This is a genomic window from Chryseomicrobium aureum (genome assembly GCF_016909155.1).
GTDB lineage: Bacteria > Bacillota > Bacilli > Bacillales_A > Planococcaceae > Chryseomicrobium > Chryseomicrobium aureum.
Genome location: NZ_JAFBFG010000024.1, coordinates 1 through 19096, shown reverse-complemented (window position 1 = coordinate 19096; position 19096 = coordinate 1). Strand labels below are relative to the sequence as shown.

Below are 19096 nucleotides of genomic sequence, written 5' to 3'. Positions count from 1 at the left end.
GGCAAACCAATTCATTTCAAAACGTTTCCTTTTCAACTAATTAAAAAGAGAAGAAACTTTTAAAGCTTCTTCTCTAAAACTCTATTTAATCCGTCATTCCATCAGTAACCCATTTATCAAACTCAGATTTCACTACATTCGCATGCCAATACTCTCCATATAAGGTGAAAACTTAACCTTTGGAGACTCTTTGTACTATACTGAGTTTTCTGCTTAATACACTTCAATTTGTCCCATCATGCCATTATCTTCATGTTCTAAAATATGGCAATGGAATACATAAACCCCTTTTTCAGGAAAAGTGACGAGCAATTTTACTCTTTCACCAGGTTCAACTGCAACACTATCTTTAAAGCCTTGTTCACTTTCTTCCACTTCTTCGCCGTCACGGGAAATTACTTTGAACTGGGTACCATGAATGTGAAACGGATGTACCATACCTCCCATCATATCCGGTTTATTATAAATTTCCCACACTTCTGTCACACCCTGCTCCTGACGCAAATCAATACGATCTTCATCGAATTTTTTTCCGTTAATAGATACCATATCCATCATTCCAAATAATTCGATGTTTTTAGTAACAGGCATTTCTTTCTCCTCATCTGTCAAAAACGGCTTATCAGTGCTCCATGACTCGACAGAATCACCAGTTGAATCAATATTTTTCACATCAAACGGAAGTAGTACTACACCTTCTTCATTAATAATAGAAAGTGACTCCTCTTTAGTTAATTTCGAAAAATCTATAAGAATTTCAGCACGCTCCGACGCAGCAAGTGTGAGTTCTTTACGGTCAACTGGCTCATCGAGTAAACTGCCGTCAGAGGCAATTTGAGTAAAATTATCACCATTACTTAAGCGAAATGTATAATTTCGTGCATTTGATCCATTTAATAAACGAAATCGCATAATAGGTTCTGTGACAGTCATCTTTGGATTAAGCGTTCCGTTCACCATGGAAATGTCACCCAAAGTGCCGTCTACATCCATGAGATTGTCGTAATCTAATTGTTTATCTTCGTCAAAAAGACGGTCTTGAAAAATTAACGGAATATCGTTAACTCCATATTCATCCGGGATCTTCAAATCTGAATTTTCAGGATTATCAATAAGTAACATTCCAGAGAGCCCTCTAAATACTTGCTCAGCAGTCATTTCATGAACGTGAGGGTGGTACCATAACGTAGCAGCAGGTTGATCGGCTTCTAATGTAATGATCCGGCTATCTCCTGGTTGGATTTCATCACTGGGTCCACCATCTATTTCACTGGGAACTTCCAGACCATGCCAATGAAACGTAGTAGGTTCATTTAAATCATTCGTAATTTTAACATCCACACTCTCTCCTTCTTCTATCTTCAGTGTGGGCCCAAGCAAATTACCATTATACCCGTAAGTCTCTGTAGACACCCCTTCGAAAAATTCAGTAATTCCTTCTTGTGCAGTTACTTCATAATCATAGTTTTTCCCTTTTTCCTTTTCTAACAAGGGGGGGATTATTAACTCATTTACACCTTCAGAAGATGTAAGTGAGGGTACTTCCTCATGGTCCATCATCCCACTCATATCATTCTGGCTCATACCTTGATCATTATTATCTCCGTTACCCATCATCATATCGGAGTTCATTCCACCGCCATTTCCTGTACAAGCCGATAAGGTAATGACAGCCATAATGGATAAAGTTCCTTTCAGCAATCTTTTTTTCACCATCTTCATCTCCTCATTCATTAGTATTTGCTTTTACAATAACTGATAAAAATGCATATTTAGCGGAGGAATGGTGGCATTTCTTTGACTATTAACAATATAAATTCACACAAGAAGAGAAAATTTTGTTTTTTATTGAAATTCCAATACGATATGGTCACTATTTGGATTTACATTAAATTTTGGTCTGCATGGTTTCTTCAAATATTTTGGGTAAAGATAATGATTAAGAGAAGATAATAAATCAGAAGGGGGTTTTTCTATGTCAACTAAACATCAACACCATGCAAAACATAATCACCATGCAAAACATAATCACCATGATCACAAAAGCACAGAACACTCAAAAAACAAAGAAGATCATAGTCATCATCATGAGAATATGATTAAGGACTTTAAAAAACGTTTCTGGATTTCCATCTCCACTCCTCCTTGAGTTAAAAAATGTCTCAGGGTATCTTTTGACTGTACCTTTTTCTAGAAACAACTCACTTCTAAGCTTTCAAGAGCTTGGCGTTAATGGCCACAATAATAGTGCTCAAACTCATAAACACAGCACCTATTGCCGGACTGACAACGATTCCCCATGGAGCCAATACTCCGGCTGCCAACGGAATGGCGAAGATGTTATAGCCGGTTGCCCACCATAAATTCTGCACCATTTTCCGGTAAGTCTTTTTCGACAGCTCAATCAATGCCACTACATCATTCGGATTGCTTTTCACCAGTACCACATCGGCTGTTTCCATCGCCACATCTGTGCCAGCACCGATGGCAATCCCAAGATCGGCTGTTGCCAGTGCCGGCGCATCATTTACGCCATCTCCGGTCATCGCCACTCTCCAGCCCTTTTCTTTGATTTTCTTGATTTGATTGGCTTTGTCATCCGGCAGCACTTCCGCATACACTTCTTCGATTCCGACTTGCTTCGCTACCCAATTTGCCACTTTTTTGTTGTCTCCTGTCAGCATGATCGAGTGAATACCTTTTTCCTTTAACGCGGCCACAGCTTCTTTTGCCGTACCCCGGACGATATCTGCCAGGGCAATCATTCCGGCCAACTGATCTTCCACAAGAACAAAGACGACCGTTTTGCCTTCTTCGGATAGTTCGTTAAACTGTTTCTGGTTATAATCGAGCTTACTGCTGTTCACATAACCCGGACTGACTACATTCACTTTCTGTCCGTCTACATTGCCTTGAATGCCTTTTCCGGTAATCGATTCAAAATCACTCACTCTCCCAATCGAGAGTTCTTTTTCTTTCGCTGATTTCGTGATGCCGGCGGCAATCGGGTGCTCTGAATTTTGTTCGATGGCTGCAGCCAGCTGCAACACTTCTTCATCGGTATAATTGCCACTGGAGACAATATCCGTAACGCCGAACTCACCTTTTGTCAGGGTTCCGGTTTTATCAAACACGACGGCATTCAGATTCCTTGCTCCTTCAAAGTCTGCACGATTCCGGATTAAAAGACCCTGTTTTGCAGAAATGGAAGTGGAGACAGCAACAACAAGCGGAGCTGCCAGTCCTAAAGCATGCGGACACGCAATGACCATCACGGTGACCATGCGTTCAATGGCGACATCAAACGAGTAACCCAGCGCCAGCCAAGCGAAAAGCGTGACAAAACCGGCAACCAGTGCCAGATAGAATAACCATTTGGCCGCGCGATTCGTTAAGTCCTGTGTCCGGGACTTGGATTCCTGTGCTTCTTTGACCATCGTGATGACTTGGGACAAGTATGACTCTTCGCCTGTTTTCTCTACTTCGATGGTCAGCGAGCCTTCTTTGTTCACCGATCCGCCGATTACGGCATCGCCTTCCAGTTTATCGATCGGAATGGACTCTCCTGTCAGCATCGATTCATCAATTGTCGATTTTCCTTCCACAATCAATCCGTCCACCGGAATCTTCTCACCCGGCTTTACGAGCACCCGGTCTTTATTTCGGATTTCGGACAATGGAACCTCCTGAACTTGGCCATGCTCATCCAGTTTGTGCGCTTCGCTTGGCATTAATTTCACCAGTTGTTCGAGGGCATTTGAAGCGCCCATGATCGAGCGCATTTCAATCCAATGCCCGAGCAACATAATATCCACCAGTGTGGCCAGTTCCCAGAAAAGCTGATTGCCCTCCCAGCCGAACACCACTAGCGTACTGTAGCCATATGCAATCGTGATGGCCAGCGCAATTAAGGTCATCATTCCGGGATTCTTTTCTTTGAGTTCATTGATGCCACCGGTTAAAAATGGCCAGCCCCCATAGAAAAAGACCACGGTCGACAATACGAATAAAATGTACATATCGTTGTCAAAACGCCAGTCGACTCCCAGAAAATGCTGAATCATTGGAGACAATGCCAGAATCGGAATAGTAAGAATCAAGGAAATATAAAAACGTTTCTTGAAATCCTCCACCATATCGCCGTGTCCGTGATGCCCATGATGTTCGTGGTTCTCGTGCTCCGGATGCGTCTGCTCTTCCTGTATCGTTGTTTCGTCCTGATGCTGTTCTGAATGATGACTGTTTTGATCAGTTGAGTGCGAATGTTCATGGTGATTGTGATGATTTCCTTCCTGTTTTTGTCAATGGTATTCTCCTCTCGATAACTTTTTTTATTTTCAGACATTAATTTCCCTATTATAGAACCAAATTATCGAGAAATTATCGAGAAACCCGTTTGTCGATAGTCCCATTAAAATTGTGCAGTTTCTATGGAGTTTCAGTATTTCCGTTTAGTCTGGAGGGTAGAGGGAATATTAGAAACGTAAGCAAGAATAAAAAAATGGAGGTTTTAGCATGGCTCATGAACAACATCAGGAATTGATTCAGGCATTGCACGATTGTGCGGCGGAATGTAACCATTGTTTTGATGCTTGTCTGCAGGAAGAAGATGTGAAGATGATGGCCCAATGTATTCGATTAGACCGTGAATGTGCAGACATTTGCGCATTTCTGGAACATGCAATTACCCGCAATTCGCCGTTCGTTTCCGAACTGGCAGCCGTTTGCGCAACCATTTGTGAAGCATGTGCAGATGAATGCGAGAAGCACGCCGACCATCACGACCATTGCAAACGCTGTGCGGAAGCTTGCCGCAGATGTGCAGAAGCTTGCCGTAACGTTGCGTAATTTACCCGAAAAGGCTCATTGGAGATATTTTCCGATGAGCCTTTTATCTTTATCTAGTATTATTCCATTTCATTGATCCATTTGTAGCCAATCCCCCACACGGTGATAAAATGGTCATTGATTGGAAATCCAGATTGCCGAATTTTTTCCCGCACATTCCGTACATGCGAATCAATGGTCCTTCCTTCCGTCTCCGAATCAAATCCCCAGATCAACTGGATCAGCTGTTCCCTTGTGAACACTTTATTGGCATTTTTCATCAGATGGCCCACCATCAGAAATTCTTTTGGCGTCAATTTGATGAAATGTTTGCCGTATGTGAGTTCAAACCGGTCCTCATCCCATAACAATCCATCGACTTCTATAGTGCTTTTCGGGGTTCTTCTGCGCAACAACGCGCTCATCCGGGCCAGTAATTCTTCTTCATTAAACGGCTTCGTGATGTAATCATCTGCACCAAGGTTCAGCCCTTTAATGATATCCTTCTGCTGTTCCCGTGCCGTCAGCATGATAATCGGCACATCCGAAAACTTCCGGATTTCCCGGCACAGCTCCCAGCCGTCCATATCCGGCATCATGATATCCAACAAGATAATATCGAAATTTTCTGTTTCCAGATAGGCGAGGGCTTCGTGTGCTCCTAATGCTTTTTTGCAGAGATACTGATGCGGCTTTAAATACAATGCCACTAAATCCAACATTCGTTTTTCATCATCAACCAGCAGGACTTTTTGCAAGCGATTCACCCCTTTTCAATTCGATCTGGACGATTGTCCCTTTTTCGTACTTACTTTGAATCGTAATGAGGCCGCCGTGCGATTCGACAATTTCTTTCGCAATCGTCAAGCCCAGACCACTTCCTCCATACTGTCTGGATCTGGATTTATCTACCCGGTACAATCGTTCAAATACAAAAGGAAGTTCTTTTTCCGGTATGCCATCACCTTCATCACTGATGCTTACGGTAATCATTTCTTCATCCTGGGTTCCCTGTAATATTACTTGTGTTCCCTTAGGAGAATGCTTTCGGGCATTGTCCAACACATTCAGCAATACCTGCTGAAAGCGTTCCGGGTCAATGAAAGCCACAATCCCTTTTTCACAACTGACAGACAGAGAAATCTGCTTCTCATCGAAGGCTGGCCGGACCAGGGCAGCGACCGATTGAAAGAGTACGTCCAAGGAGAATTTCTCTTTTTTAATTGAGAACTGATTATGATCCATCTGAGCCAGTTCAAACAACTGACGGATCAGTTCCGTCAAATGTGCCGTCTCTTCCCGGATGATGGCAATGTATTCTCGTTTCTCTTCCTCAGAAGCATCCGGTCGGCTCGCAATATCGGCGTACCCTTTGATATAGGTCAACGGAGTCCGCAACTCGTGCGAAATGCTCGCCAGAAACTCATTTCGGGCATTTTTTAAACGGTCCAGGTCGTCGGATAGCGTCGTGATGGCATTCGCCAGTTCGCCCAACTCATCATTCCGGTCGATATTCAGTCTGACTTCGTTGTTTCCTTCGCTCAATTGTTCCGTCGCTTTCTTCATCCGAATCAAAGGCAACGTGATCAATCGGGATAACAGGAAAACCGTGATGACAGTTAGTCCGACAGCGATCAGGCATACAATCAGGAACTGATTTCTCAGATGACCGATCATCTGCTTGATGTGACTCGTTTCCGCAAACATAAATACATGGCCCCGATGCTCTCCTGCAATCGTAATCGGGCTGTCGGTCGCAATAAACTCTTTTTCGTTCCATTGCTCTTCAACGATCTTCCCTTCCTGCGGAATCTCACTAAAATCGGTGTGTTCCAGCACTTCCCTCATTTCGGGTTCAATTGAATCGGAGTGGGTCAATTCGTTGCCATCTGCATCCGTAATGATCACGATGAAATCGGAAGCCGACTCCATCAAGGCCACATGGTTCAATGTTGCCGGTTCAAAACTGTCTTCCAACACTTCGCTGTGGGTATTCCCTCTTGCGAGCAGATTCGTCATGACTTCATCCACCCGTTCATTGACGAAGGTAACGTACAAGGTCAGAAACAAAACCGATTCAATGATGACGATAAAAACAAAAAACAGCAAACCGATTTTTAATGCAAGTCTATTTAACATGGCGTCCCTCTTTAAGACTAATTGGTTAGTAGCAAACAAGACACAGACCACTGCCAAAGGTCGTTGGATTTAATTAGGCTTTCAAGCAGATAGCTGGTTTTCTCTACTTGATTTTCCCCTCTTCCAGCAGCGTTTCCCAGGTCTGTGATCCGTCTTCCGACAAGTAAGCATTGCCCTGGAGTGAGTAGATCGCCAGTTCCCTTTCATCAGTCGGATTTTGTGCAATAAAAGCGATGGCATCTTGCGGAAGATCCGGTATGTTCACCGTCTTCAGTTCTTCATTTTCCATAGTATACTTCACCAAAGCCGCCGCTGTCCCGTAGCTTCCGAAATACAACTGGTCTTCGGTGAAATGCACCGCTGTGCCTGTTTCATTTTCCGATGTAATCGCCTCAAAATTTTCGCCGCCATCACGTGAGAAATACACACCTGTAGAAGTAGCTGCAGCAACGAAGTTCGAATCTGTCGGATGAAGGGCGAGCGCCATCACTTCTCCTTCTAATCCTGAAGCTTTGACCGGCTCCCACGATTCTCCTTTATCGTTACTTTTGTAAAATCCGGCTTCCAGCAAGGAGTTTTTTGCTGGATTGAGCAGGAAGATATCGTGACTGTTGTACCCTACCGCCATCGCATGAAAGTCCGTTTCTCCTTGGAATGCAATCTCTTCCAAAGTTTCGCCGCCATCTATACTTCGCTGAATCCCAAGTGGATTGGGCAAATCTGAATCTGCAGTCGGGTGTCCTGAAGAATAGAAGCCCTCATCTACGGCGTTAAAGCCCATATAATCGTAAAAATTATCCGCTGTTTCAAACCACTCGCCATCGCGGTAAATTTTTGGCCCAGTATGTGATGCAAAATACAGTCCGTTCTCTTCTCCTGCATAACCCATCCCATGGACATGGTTCAGTTCCCCTTCAAACGGCACTTCAAATGAATCCGTTGTATCATTGCTGCATCCTGCCAGCAAAAGCAAAGCCAACAGTATACCTATGGCCGTTCTCTTTTTCGTCATTTGATTTTTCCTCCAAATTGCTTTTTTCTAGAAATCATTGTGCTTCTTCAGTTTAACGGAAAAGTTTGGACTTTTTGTGCAGAAAGGTCTATTCTACACCACGCAAACCATTCTCCTTCAAGAAGATACCATTTTTTCTGCACAGCAAATGTAAATTATTAAGATAGACTGAGTGAAAGACGAACAGAAAGAGGCGATTTAATATGACAAAACGAAACTTACTTATGGGGGCTGCATCGGTGGCGCTTGCCCTTACGTTGAGTGCATGTTCAGACAATGCAGAAGATGGTTCAGCAACAGAAAGCCACGAAAATATGGAAATGGAAGAGAATACGGGCGAAGAAATGCCGATGGACAGTGGATCTGAAGAAGATATGGACATGGATATGGATCATTCCGGATCAGGCGAAGTCCCTGACGGATTACAAGCGGCAGAAAATCCGACTTATGAAGTCGGAAGCCAGGTCACAGTGGAAGCAGACCACATGGCGGGGATGCAAGGAGTTGAAGCGACAGTGTCCGGAGCTTTTGATACGACGGTCTATTCCATTTCGTACACACCGACAGATGGCGGTGAACCAGTTGAAGATCACAAATGGGTCGTTCACGAAGAGCTTGAAAATCCCGGTGAAGAGCCGCTGCAGCCCGGAACAGAAGTTACGGTGAATGCAGATCACATGGATGGAATGGATGGAGCCAATGTGGTCATCGACTCGGCTGAGGAAACGACGGTTTATATGATTGATTACACAGCCTCTACAGGAGAAGAAGTGACAAACCACATGTGGGTGACAGAAAGTGAAATTACTGCTGAATAACTTCTATTACATTTAATATAGCTATTTGAATGAGAAAGCTATCTGTGACCAGATAGCTTTCTCATTTTGTGCTAGTGACAGTCTCAATTACTCAATTTCGTTTCTGACTTTTTTGCTCACTGTGGTTGTACTGGATTTTACCTTGACCTTTTTTCTCCTATATAAAACCTGTGTTCATTCGAATAACAGAAGACTTATGTGAAATTATCTGCGAAGACAAAAATAAGTACTTTCGTTACAGTAGATTCAAAAATGATTGTTACATTTTCATATCAAGCAGGTCATTTTCTTTACACTTCTTACCTGCTTCCAAATCTGCACACTTTCTCAATACTATTTGGTTAATATAAATCGATTATAAAGAAGGTATCGGAGAGGTTTTGAAAAATGAAATTAAGTTATTTATTAGATGGTATTGAACTGAAATCTCTATCTAACCATCTGGCTCCAGACGTTAATATTCAAGGGATTTCAGACAACTCACAAAATATCAATGAGGGTGATTTATTTGTTGCCGTTGAGGGTTTTGAAAAAGATGGCCATCAATACATTGATAGCGCACTGAAAAAGGGGGCCATAGCGGTAATAGGAGAACAGCCCATCGCCAGTTTACCTGTACCCTATATACAAGTTGAAAATAGTCGGCAAGCACTTGGGATACTTGCGGGAAATTTTTATGGCAATCCATCGAAACACAAAACAGTAATCGGCATTACGGGCACAAACGGCAAGACAACGACGTGCTATATGCTAAAACATATTTTGGAAAGCAATGGGAAGTCCTGTTCCGTGATTGGTACTTTACAGAATATTGTAAACGGCGAAAGAATTCAAAGTTCCAATACTACTCCCAGTTCCCTTGTTTTACATAAGTTTTTATCTATGAGCCAGGATGAGGTCATCATTATGGAGGTTTCATCCCATGCGTTAACCCAGTGGCGGACAGAAGGCATTGAATTTGATTTTTGTCTATTTTCCAATCTGCATCCTGAACACCTCGATTACCATTCCACGATGGAAGAATACTTTACGGCAAAATTGCTGTTGTTTAACCAGTTGAAAGCCAACGGTAAAGCTATTGTGAATCAGGATAACCCCTGGGGTGTAAAACTAACAAAGATTTTACGGAGTAGAGGAAAAACCATTTGCACGATTGGCGAGTCCGAAGAAAACCACCTTCGGATTTCGAGTTTGAATTCAGAAGAATCCAGTGCTTTGGTTGAGACGGATAACGAATATATGACCGTCCATTCTCCCATGAATGGCGTACACAATATTTACAACACGTTAATGGCTTATCTGACTGCGAAGTTAATAGGTGTAAACCAAAGTGATATTCTTCGCTCTATCGGTGAATTCAAAGGTGTTGATGGACGATTTGAAATCTATAATCTAGTGAACGGCGTCACCGTTATCATTGACTACGCGCATACACCTGACGCGATTTCTTACTGTTTAACAACAGCAAAGCAGCAAGGAGCCCAAAAAATAACGCATGTTTTCGGGTTTCGGGGTAACAGAGATGCGAGTAAAAGAAAAGCCATGCTATCACTCACAAACAAGTTAAGCGACAAATACATTTTGACACTGGACGACTTAAACACTGTTCCTCCTGCTGAAATGATAACGTCTTTAAGAAACTTGCATGACGCTTACGGAAGTGACAAGGGAGACATTGTTCCTGATCGCACTTTGGCCATTAAACAAGCGATAGAAGACAGCCAGTCAGGTGACTGGGTTGTGATTACAGGCAAAGGACACGAGAAGTATCAGCAAAACTTCCATCTGCCGACTGACTCGGACCGGGAAACAGTCAATTTTATAACGAAGTTGAATGAAAAAAAATTAACCAGGAGTAATTATGAAAAAATTGGTTGCTGTTTCAACAATTCTAGTTATGATCCATACACTATTCGCATCTGCCGTTTTCAGTAAAACTATTGCCCCTCCCCTCCCAGTCCTATCCAGTGAAGCAGCTATTGTGATGGAGACAACCACTCTAAATACCCGAGTGGCAACTTCTGTATTGCAGCATTGCATTCTAGAGTTCTCAACAATTGAAATAGGGCACACATTATGTGTGCCTTTGTTTTTTGAGGGAGGGTTCCGGAAAGGAGAAAATTGATGAAAGAGAACTTGCTGGTTGATCAACCTCTTCAACCAAAAACGGATAAAGAACGGCTGAAGGTTATTGTCGTTTTAGCGATACCCGCCGTGATTGAGAACTTCTTTCAAACATTATTAGGGTTTGTGGACACATATTTTGTTTCCCAAATCAGCCTGGCAGCCGTTTCAGCAGTCGGCATCACAAACGCAGTCCTCGCAATTTACTTTGCCCTCTTTATGGCAATCGGTGTCGCGGCTAATGTTCGAATAGCTAACTTCCTGGGGGCAAACCAGCCTGAAAAGGCACGCCACATTTCCCAGCAGTCCATTATCCTAGCAATCCTTTTTGGCGTTTTGACCGGCTTGGCTACATGGTTCTTTGCAGAACCGCTGCTTCGTCTAATGGGCATCGAAGAAGAAGTCCTGGAATTAGGATCGCTGTATTTCCGGATTGTGGGAATTCCTTCCATCATCATGTCTTTGATGTTTGTAATGAGTGCAATTCTAAGAGGAGCTGGTGATACCAAAACGCCGATGATGATAAGTATAGTCATCAATGGCATCAATGCTGTGCTTGATTATGTTTTGATATTCGGTTTTTTATTTATTCCGGAACTTGGAATTGTCGGTGCCGCCATAGCTACAGTAATCTCCCGCTTAATAGGGAGCTTAGCTCTATTTTATTATGTAAACAAAGAAAAAGTGTTGGCGTTCAGAAAAGATTACTGGCACCTGGATAAAAGCCATCTAATGGAACTCTCAACACTCGGCGCCCCTGCCGCAGGGGAACGATTGGTCATGCGGGCCGGTCAAATTGTTTACTTCGGTTTTGTGGTAGCACTTGGAACCAATGCCTTTGCGGCTCATCAGATTGCCGGTAACGTTGAAGTCTTTTCCTATATGATTGGGTATGGCTTTGCTACCGCAGCAACAATTCTGGTAGGTCAACAGATTGGCGCCGGCAATTTGGCAGAAGCCAGAAAGTATGCAAAACTTTCCACCCAAGTAACCGTAGTGTTCATGACGCTCCTGGGAGCAGTCTTGTTCTTCTTTGGAGATTGGGCCGCCTCTTTCTTTACAGAAGATCCGGAAGTAATCAGCGATATTGGGAATGCATTGAAAATATCAGGTGTTTTCCAACCTTTTCTTGCGGTGTTAATGGTCTTGACCGGTGCGTTTCAAGGGGCGAACAACACAAAATTCCCGATGTATTTAACCGCTTTTGGTATGTGGGCCGTCCGGACACTGTTGGTATACCTCTTAGGAATACAATTGGGATGGGGTCTGGCTGGTGTATGGATTGCGATAGGAATTGATATCGCTTTTCGTGCGGTAGTGTTGGTGATTCAATTCAGTCGCGGCAGATGGATGGCACTTGAGAAAGCACCAGAACCTGAGGCACAATGCCATCCGCAAACAACAAAGGAAAACATGTCTACAAATGCTAATAATTATTAATAAAAACAAGGAGGCAATTTACTATGAAACATGATCAACATGAACATCACGCAATGGATGAGAATCTTCCTAAGGTCCAAGTAAACACTGCTTACAATTCGGGAATAGTGACAGTGAAAGTCCGGGATGCTCATAATAATGCAGTTACGTTAACAGAAACTCATGATAAAAGAATGCACCTTGTTATTGTCAGTGCAGATTTAGAGACTTTCCTGCATGTCCATCCAATTGAGAACGACTCAGGCGACTATGAAGTGAAATTGGAATTGCCAGAGGGTCGCTACCTTGCGTTTGCTGACATTAATCCTGTCGGGATGTCTTACGTCATCAAGCCAATTGCGCTAACCGTCGGCGAAGAAACTGAGAGTCCTGACATCGATTGGGAAGCACTTGTTAGCAATGATAACTCTACAAAAGAAATCGAGGGGAAAACAGTTACATTCCAACGACCAGCATTGACCGCCAAAAAACCAGCCACCTTGTCTTTTGATTTGAAGGGTGAAAAGCCTCTGCCCTATTTAGGCGCATTGGGCCATGTTGTTGTATTGGATGAGCACGGAACCCAATTTATCCACGTTCATCCAGCTTCAGAAGAACTTCCCATGTTTGAGGCTCAGTTCCCCTCGTCTGGCTTTTATAAGCTATGGGTTGAATTTAAATTCTCAGATGTCGGGGTTATCGCTTTTCCATTTTTAGTAAGAGTTGATGATGAAAAATAAACTTATATAGCAGAGAAGGAGTGTTTAGATTAATAACTACGGAAAATTTGGAATCATGATATTAACGTCGACCTTTTTAATGTATTGGCTGATGTTCTTAAATGTTTTTCAGTTTGAGCATGTAACACTTAGCGAAACAAGAGTCTATATGGCTTTAATCATGGGTTCTGTCATGGCGATTGTCATGATGTTATTCATGTGGCCGATGTATAAAAACAAAAAGGTGAATTCAATTATTTTAGCCAGCAGTGCAATAATATTTGCACTTTCGCTTTGGCTCGTCCGCAGTCAAGTCTTGATTGAAGATACGGGCTGGATGAAAGCAATGATTCCTCACCACTCTATCGCTATCCTCACAAGTGAGCGAGCAAATATTACAGATCCACGAGCGAGAGAATTGGCTGATACCATTATCAAAACTCAACGTGAAGAAATTGCAGAGATGCAACGACTGATAGAAGAACTGGAGAACGAAGAGTAACTCATATAACAGAGGAAGACCAAGCAGTGAAACGACTTCGCTTAGTGGTGCACCCCAAAAGTTAGAGTTCAAATCTAACTTTTGGGGTGTTTTTTATGGCGAAATATAGTGAAGATTTCAAATTACAACTTGTGAAAGAATATGAGGAAGGCCCGTTGGGCTTCAGACGGTTAGCCCATATACACGGATTGCCCTCCACATCTCCGATCAAACGTTGGGTCCGTGCTTATCGAGAACTGGGAATGGAAGGATTGCGGAGGAAACAAAGGCAGAAAGACGACTGGATGGGGTACCGTCAGGAAAATGCGGATTTACAACGGTAAGCACATTTTCGAGACAGTTCCCCCATTTTTAACAACGTTAAGAAAGTTTCAATGGTCTTAAAGAATCTAACGAGACCACTTTCTCGGAATTAAAATGGTATTCTCCTAGCAAATTAATATGTTCCCAACCTAGAGGCGATATATGGTGCAATAATTCCTCATTAAAACTACCAGACTGCTTTTGATATTCAACTGCTTCTGTTAGATGTAAGGTATTCCATATACTGATGGCATTAATGATTATGTTTAAGGCACTTGCCCTTTGCAATTGATGCTGTATGGTTCTTTCCCTTAGCTCACCTTGTTTTCCAAAGAAAATGGCTCTTGCCAATCCATTCATGGCTTCTCCTTTGTTCAATCCTCTCTGTATTTTTCTTCTTAATGATTCATCAGAAATGTAATTCAAAATAAAGATCGTTTTTTCTATTCGTCCCATTTCACGTAAGGCTGTGGCTAAGCTGTTTTGTCTTGAATAAGAACCTAGTTTCCCCATAATAAGAGACGCTGAAACTGTTCCTTCCCTTATAGAATGAGCTAATCGCAAAACATCGTCATAATTTTCTTTAATGATCTTTGTATTTATTTGGCCACGTAAAATGGTTTCTAATTTTGGATATTCACTTGCTTTTTCTATTGTAAATAATTTTGAGTCTGATAAATCTCTTATTCTAGGAGCAAACTTAAATCCTAATAGGTGAGTTAATCCAAAAATTTGATCTGTATAGCCAGCTGTGTCAGTGTAATGCTCATCAATATTTAAGTCGGTCTCATGATGCAATAAACCATCTAAAACATGAATAGCATCTCTTGAATTGGTATGAATAATTTTTGTGTAATACGATGAGAACTGGTCACTGGTAAATCGGTAGATTGTTGTTCCTTTTCCTGTTCCGTAATGAGGATTTGCGTCTGCGTGTAAAGATGAAACTCCTACCTGCATTCTCATTCCATCTGACGAAGAAGTTGTACCGTCCCCCCAATAGGAAGATAAATTTAGATTGTGATGAAAATTCACTAATACGGCTTGCGCCTTATTCATGGCATCCTCATGCATTCTCCATTGAGATACATTGGCTAGTTGTTTATATGTAAGATCAGGCGTTGCCTCGGCCATCTTACTTAACCCAATATTCATTCCCATCCCTAATAGGGCAGCCATAATGATTACCGTTTCTTCTTTATCTGGTTTTCGATTATTGGAGGCATGGATAAATTGTTCATGAAATCCTGTTATATGAGCGACATCCATGAGCAAATCCGTTAATTTTATCCTTGGAAGCATTTGATAAAGGCCCGCACTAAATTTTTTGGCTTCCTCTGGAACATCTTTCTCCAACCGTGCAATGGAAAGTTTTCCTTTCTCGAGGGAAACTCCCTCTAGTTTGTTCCAATTGGTAGACAGCCACTTTAGCCTTTCATTAAGGCTTTTCGTCCTCTCTTGGATGTAATCTTCAAAAGATAAACTAACTGATAATCGTGTATTGTCTTTCTCTTGATTCCACGTATCTTCTGAAAACAAATATTCCTCAAAATCTCTATATTGTCTACTACCCTCAATAGACACATCACCAGCTCGAACATGCTCTCTTAATTCTGTTAAAACAGCCATTTCGTAATAGTGACGATTGATTGTACCGTCTTCTTCATATAAGTGCTTTTTCCAACGATTTGATACAAAGTCTACTGGTGCTTCAACAGGGACTTTTCGCTTTCCGGAATCGTTCATTCCACGTATAACCTCCACCGCCTGCAAAAGTGGTTCGTTTGACTTTGTTGAATGAAACTCTAGAACTTTCAATAGTGTCGGTGTATACTTTCGAAGGGAATAAAAGCGCTTTTGGAGTAAATCCAGATAATCATAATCAACAGGTCGGGCTAGTTCTTGAGCTTCTTCTACTGAAGAGACAAAGGAATTCCATTCAATAACGGACTCTAAAACCTTAAAGACATCTAATCCTTCCGTTTTCGCTTTTATTAATGCTTGCCCTATGTTAGAAAAGTGTATTACCTTTTCGTTTACCTTTTTACCATTTCTCTTCTGTATTTCTTCTTGAGCTTTTCGTCCTTTTGATAGCAGGCTAAGTATTTGTCTATCATGAATTTCAAAAGCTTTATCTGTTAACTCTTGAGTAAGTTGCAATAAATATACAGTTAAAATTGTATAGCGTTTACTTTCTTGAAAGTCACGAAAGGCATAAGGCTCATATCTTGAACCTAATCGAGAAAGCTGCAACAAACGATTACGGTGCAAATGACTAACTTTTATATTTCCTAGTTTCATTCCTCGAATATATTCAAGCCTCTCTATTACTTTTAAAAATGTCTCAGACGAAGGATGGCCAGGTGGCTCTTTTAGCCATCCTAATATCGTTTTATTAGTTTCAGACTGATGCTGAGAAGTAATGATCTCTTCAAGCTTTTCCTTTTGATCATCTGATAGAGATTGACTGACGGAATTAAATATCTTCTTTTCGGCCATTGCCCTAGCTTCCCATACCATCCTTTCGAGTGTTGTAATAGCAGGCAGTATAACTCTATTATTTCTCAAAAAGTCTATGCTTTCGTGTAGTAAATGAATCGCATCTCCATTTTCTAATGCTAGTTGATAAAGGTGTTTAAATGTCATTCGGTATTCTTTTAGGGTAAATGTTATAAAACCATATTCGCTCCGAATTTCTTTTAGGTGATCCCAGAGTGTATTTTCTCTTTGAGGATAAAGACTAAGCGAAGAAGGATCTGCCTTGATTTGTTTTGATATGTATCGTTTAACCGAATCCGGGATGTTTTTTACATGTGTGTATGACCAACCAGGATATCGAAGAACAGCCATTTGTACTGCAAAACCTAGACGATTTTCTTCTCTCCTTCGCTTGTTGATAATTTCCAAATCTTGATTAGAGAATGTGTAGTAGGTTCCCCCAATCCAATCATCTTCAGGAATCTCCATAAGAAGATTCCTTTGATCCGTTGTAAGTAATTCTCTTCCTCTCGCAATTTTCAAATCGTTTCAACTCATTTCTATATAATATTCAGTCAATTTAACATAATTATATACCAATAGAGTGTACTCTATTGATACAAGTGGAGCAGACTGATAAAATCATAGTTAAGAGTGTCTCATAAGACTTGTCTCAAAAATAGGGGTGATATTTTGCGAAAAATAGGTTATATACGTGTCAGTTCCACTAGTCAAAATCCTTCAAGGCAATATCAGCAATTGAACGAAATCGGAATGGATATTATTTTTGAAGAAAAAGTTTCTGGTGCAACAAAGGAACGTGATCAACTTCAAAAAATGTTAGAGGATTTACAGGAAGGCGACATTATTTATGTTACAGACTTAACTCGAATCACTCGAAGTACTCAAGATTTATTTGAATTGATCGATTTAATACGAAATAAAAAAGCAAGCTTAAAATCAATCAAGGATTCATGGTTAGATTTATCAGAAGATAACCCATACAGCCAATTCTTAATTACAGTAATGGCTGGTGTGAACCAATTAGAGCGAGATCTTATCCGTATGCGGCAACGTGAAGGGATTGAACTGGCCAAGAAAGAAGGAAAGTTTAAAGGCCGGTTAAAGAAATATCATAAAAATCATGCAGGGATGAACTATGCAATAAAGTTGTATAATGAGGGGAATATGACAGTAAATCAAATATGTGAGATCACAAATGTATCTAGGGCTTCACTATATAGAAAATTAACAGAAGAGAAGAATTAACACGATAATCACAACACATTTGAAACAATCCACTTAAACAAACGGAGCAAAGACTTTAATGTAATTAAGAAAGTGAAAGGGTGTATTTTATACAAATAAAACCCGAGCATATTATTATAAGCTCGGGTTTTGTTAATTACTTTTGGGTTTGTTTTGTTAATGAAGGCAAAGTTTCATTTAATCGAATAGCTGCTAGTATACCTGCACTTAATGGTAATAGCGCTACTAAACCAATTGCCCAATTAACATTTAGCATATCTGTTAATAACCCTGCAAATAATGCTCCAAATGCATATCCACTATCTCGCCAAAAACGATAAACCCCCATTGATGAAGCTCTCCATTCTGGCTGTGCTACATCACTAATTGAAGCTTGTAGGGTTGGATATACCATTGCGGTTCCTAAACCTAAAAGAATAGCTGCTAGGAACCATAGGCTATATTGGTTTACAAATAAAATCATCCATAGAGAAAGGGCCTGAAGCCACATTCCTCCAACAATTAGCCATTTTCGTCCGATTTTGTCACTTAACGCTCCAGTGAATAATTGGAAAAATCCCCATGAAGCTGGATAAATAGCAACTAAGAGTCCGATTTGTGATACGGTTAAGCCAACTCCTGTAAAGAATAACGGGAAAAGTCCCCAAGCCATACCATCTTTAAGGTTTGTGCTTAATCCTGCAAAAGTAATACTAGATAAACTTTTATTCTTAAACGTAGTTGTTTTGAAAACTTCTTTGGCAGATAAAGTCGGTCCATTATTGTTGGAAGATTTTGTTTGAAGCTTTATATGTTCTTCTGTATCCCTTACAAATAATGATAAGATAAAACCAATTACAACAATAATAATACCTAAATAAAATGGTTCAGGTCGGTTAGAAAAATTCGTTGCAACAAAACCAGAGACAGCAGCCATTACAGCTACCCCTACATATCCTGCAAATTCATTTAATCCAACAGCCAATCCTCGTTGTGTAGGTTTTGATATATCAATTTTCATATTTACAGTCATGGACCAAGCTAATCCTTGATTGATACCTAAGAAGATATTCGCAACTACAATCATCCACCATGAAGTTGCAAATATAACAAGTAGAGGAACTAATAAACCGATACTCCAACCAATAAGAAGAACTTTTTTTCTTCCTAATCGGTCTGCAATAGTACCAGCGAAGTAATTCACAATTGCTTTTGAAAATCCAAAACTAATAATAAAAGATAATGCCGCACTTGCTGATGCTAAACCAAAGTCTTCTTCGCCAATAATAGGGAGAATGGTTCTTTCTAAACCAACCATTGAACCAACAAAGAAGTTGGTAACAACTAAAAGTATGAAATTTATTAAATTTTCTTTAATTCCAATTTGTACTTTGTTCAAACCATTCACCTCCAATCATAACCACCAGTAGAACTGGTGGTTTGCTCTGCGCCTATAAGGCGCTTTTACTGGCCATGTCTGAAAGACATACTGAACGGGTGGACCAGC

16 protein-coding genes are annotated in these 19096 nt (G+C 41.1%); 9 read left to right on the top strand and 7 right to left on the bottom strand.

Annotated elements, in window-relative coordinates; all coding sequences use genetic code 11:
• Positions 1 to 213 precede the first annotated feature (213 nt).
• Positions 214 to 1716, bottom strand: a complete 1503-nt coding sequence (locus JOD03_RS12960; RefSeq protein WP_204591765.1) for a multicopper oxidase family protein — start codon at positions 1714 to 1716, stop codon at positions 214 to 216.
• Positions 1717 to 1975: 259 nt separating this feature from the next.
• Between JOD03_RS12960 and JOD03_RS12955 the strand changes: the two genes are divergently transcribed.
• Positions 1976 to 2149 (top strand): hypothetical protein, encoded by a 174-nt coding sequence (locus JOD03_RS12955; protein WP_204591764.1) that lies wholly within the window; start codon positions 1976 to 1978, stop codon positions 2147 to 2149.
• Positions 2150 to 2207: 58 nt separating this feature from the next.
• On the opposite strand, the gene JOD03_RS12950 is transcribed toward JOD03_RS12955, so the two are convergent.
• A complete protein-coding gene (locus tag JOD03_RS12950; RefSeq protein WP_239584987.1) occupies positions 2208 to 4136 on the bottom strand; it encodes a heavy metal translocating P-type ATPase in 1929 nt (642 codons plus the stop codon).
• A 379-nt stretch (positions 4137 to 4515) separates the two neighbouring features.
• Here JOD03_RS12950 and JOD03_RS12945 point away from each other — a divergent pair, with 379 nt between their 5' ends.
• Complete coding sequence (locus JOD03_RS12945) at positions 4516 to 4848, top strand: four-helix bundle copper-binding protein (RefSeq protein WP_203331975.1); 333 nt, start codon at positions 4516 to 4518, stop codon at positions 4846 to 4848.
• Positions 4849 to 4907: 59 nt separating this feature from the next.
• Here JOD03_RS12945 and JOD03_RS12940 read toward each other — a convergent pair whose 3' ends face one another.
• The 3 genes from JOD03_RS12940 to JOD03_RS12930 form a co-directional block, all read right to left on the bottom strand.
• A complete protein-coding gene (locus JOD03_RS12940) occupies positions 4908 to 5585 on the bottom strand; it encodes a response regulator transcription factor (protein WP_204591763.1) in 678 nt (225 codons plus the stop codon).
• The gene (locus tag JOD03_RS12935) at positions 5563 to 6966 is read right to left on the bottom strand and encodes a sensor histidine kinase (protein WP_204591762.1); all 1404 of its coding nucleotides are present in this window, start codon (positions 6964 to 6966) and stop codon (positions 5563 to 5565) included. The genes JOD03_RS12940 and JOD03_RS12935 overlap by 23 nt, the downstream gene beginning before the upstream one ends.
• A gap of 103 nt (positions 6967 to 7069) precedes the next feature.
• On the bottom strand, positions 7070 to 7978 hold the full coding sequence (locus JOD03_RS12930; RefSeq protein ID WP_204591761.1) for a F510_1955 family glycosylhydrolase: 909 nt from the start codon (positions 7976 to 7978) through the stop codon (positions 7070 to 7072).
• Positions 7979 to 8181: 203 nt separating this feature from the next.
• Between JOD03_RS12930 and JOD03_RS12925 the strand changes: the two genes are divergently transcribed.
• The 6 genes from JOD03_RS12925 to JOD03_RS13945 all read left to right on the top strand — a co-directional run bounded on the left by JOD03_RS12925 (position 8182) and on the right by JOD03_RS13945 (position 13883).
• On the top strand, positions 8182 to 8796 hold the full coding sequence (locus JOD03_RS12925; RefSeq protein ID WP_101802736.1) for a YdhK family protein: 615 nt from the start codon (positions 8182 to 8184) through the stop codon (positions 8794 to 8796).
• A 387-nt stretch (positions 8797 to 9183) separates the two neighbouring features.
• Positions 9184 to 10731, top strand: coding sequence for a UDP-N-acetylmuramoyl-L-alanyl-D-glutamate--2,6-diaminopimelate ligase (locus JOD03_RS12920; protein WP_204591760.1), 1548 nt, complete (start codon positions 9184 to 9186; stop codon positions 10729 to 10731).
• 189 nt (positions 10732 to 10920) lie between these two features.
• Complete coding sequence (locus JOD03_RS12915; RefSeq protein WP_204591759.1) at positions 10921 to 12360, top strand: MATE family efflux transporter; 1440 nt, start codon at positions 10921 to 10923, stop codon at positions 12358 to 12360.
• A 23-nt stretch (positions 12361 to 12383) separates the two neighbouring features.
• Positions 12384 to 13079 (top strand): hypothetical protein, encoded by a 696-nt coding sequence (locus JOD03_RS12910; RefSeq protein WP_204591758.1) that lies wholly within the window; start codon positions 12384 to 12386, stop codon positions 13077 to 13079.
• Between the two features lie 148 nt (positions 13080 to 13227).
• Positions 13228 to 13560 (top strand): DUF305 domain-containing protein, encoded by a 333-nt coding sequence (locus JOD03_RS12905; protein ID WP_338032477.1) that lies wholly within the window; start codon positions 13228 to 13230, stop codon positions 13558 to 13560.
• A gap of 95 nt (positions 13561 to 13655) precedes the next feature.
• A complete protein-coding gene (locus tag JOD03_RS13945; RefSeq protein ID WP_204591757.1) occupies positions 13656 to 13883 on the top strand; it encodes a helix-turn-helix domain-containing protein in 228 nt (75 codons plus the stop codon).
• Positions 13884 to 13920: 37 nt separating this feature from the next.
• Here JOD03_RS13945 and JOD03_RS12895 read toward each other — a convergent pair whose 3' ends face one another.
• Positions 13921 to 16884 carry a Tn3 family transposase gene (locus JOD03_RS12895; protein WP_204591755.1) on the bottom strand — a complete coding sequence of 988 codons (2964 nt, stop codon included), beginning with the start codon at positions 16882 to 16884 and terminating at the stop codon, positions 13921 to 13923.
• 150 nt (positions 16885 to 17034) lie between these two features.
• Here JOD03_RS12895 and JOD03_RS12890 point away from each other — a divergent pair, with 150 nt between their 5' ends.
• Complete coding sequence (locus tag JOD03_RS12890) at positions 17035 to 17610, top strand: recombinase family protein (RefSeq protein ID WP_204591753.1); 576 nt, start codon at positions 17035 to 17037, stop codon at positions 17608 to 17610.
• Between the two features lie 136 nt (positions 17611 to 17746).
• Here JOD03_RS12890 and JOD03_RS12885 read toward each other — a convergent pair whose 3' ends face one another.
• The gene (locus JOD03_RS12885; protein WP_204591752.1) at positions 17747 to 18988 is read right to left on the bottom strand and encodes an MFS transporter; all 1242 of its coding nucleotides are present in this window, start codon (positions 18986 to 18988) and stop codon (positions 17747 to 17749) included.
• Positions 18989 to 19096 lie beyond the last annotated feature (108 nt).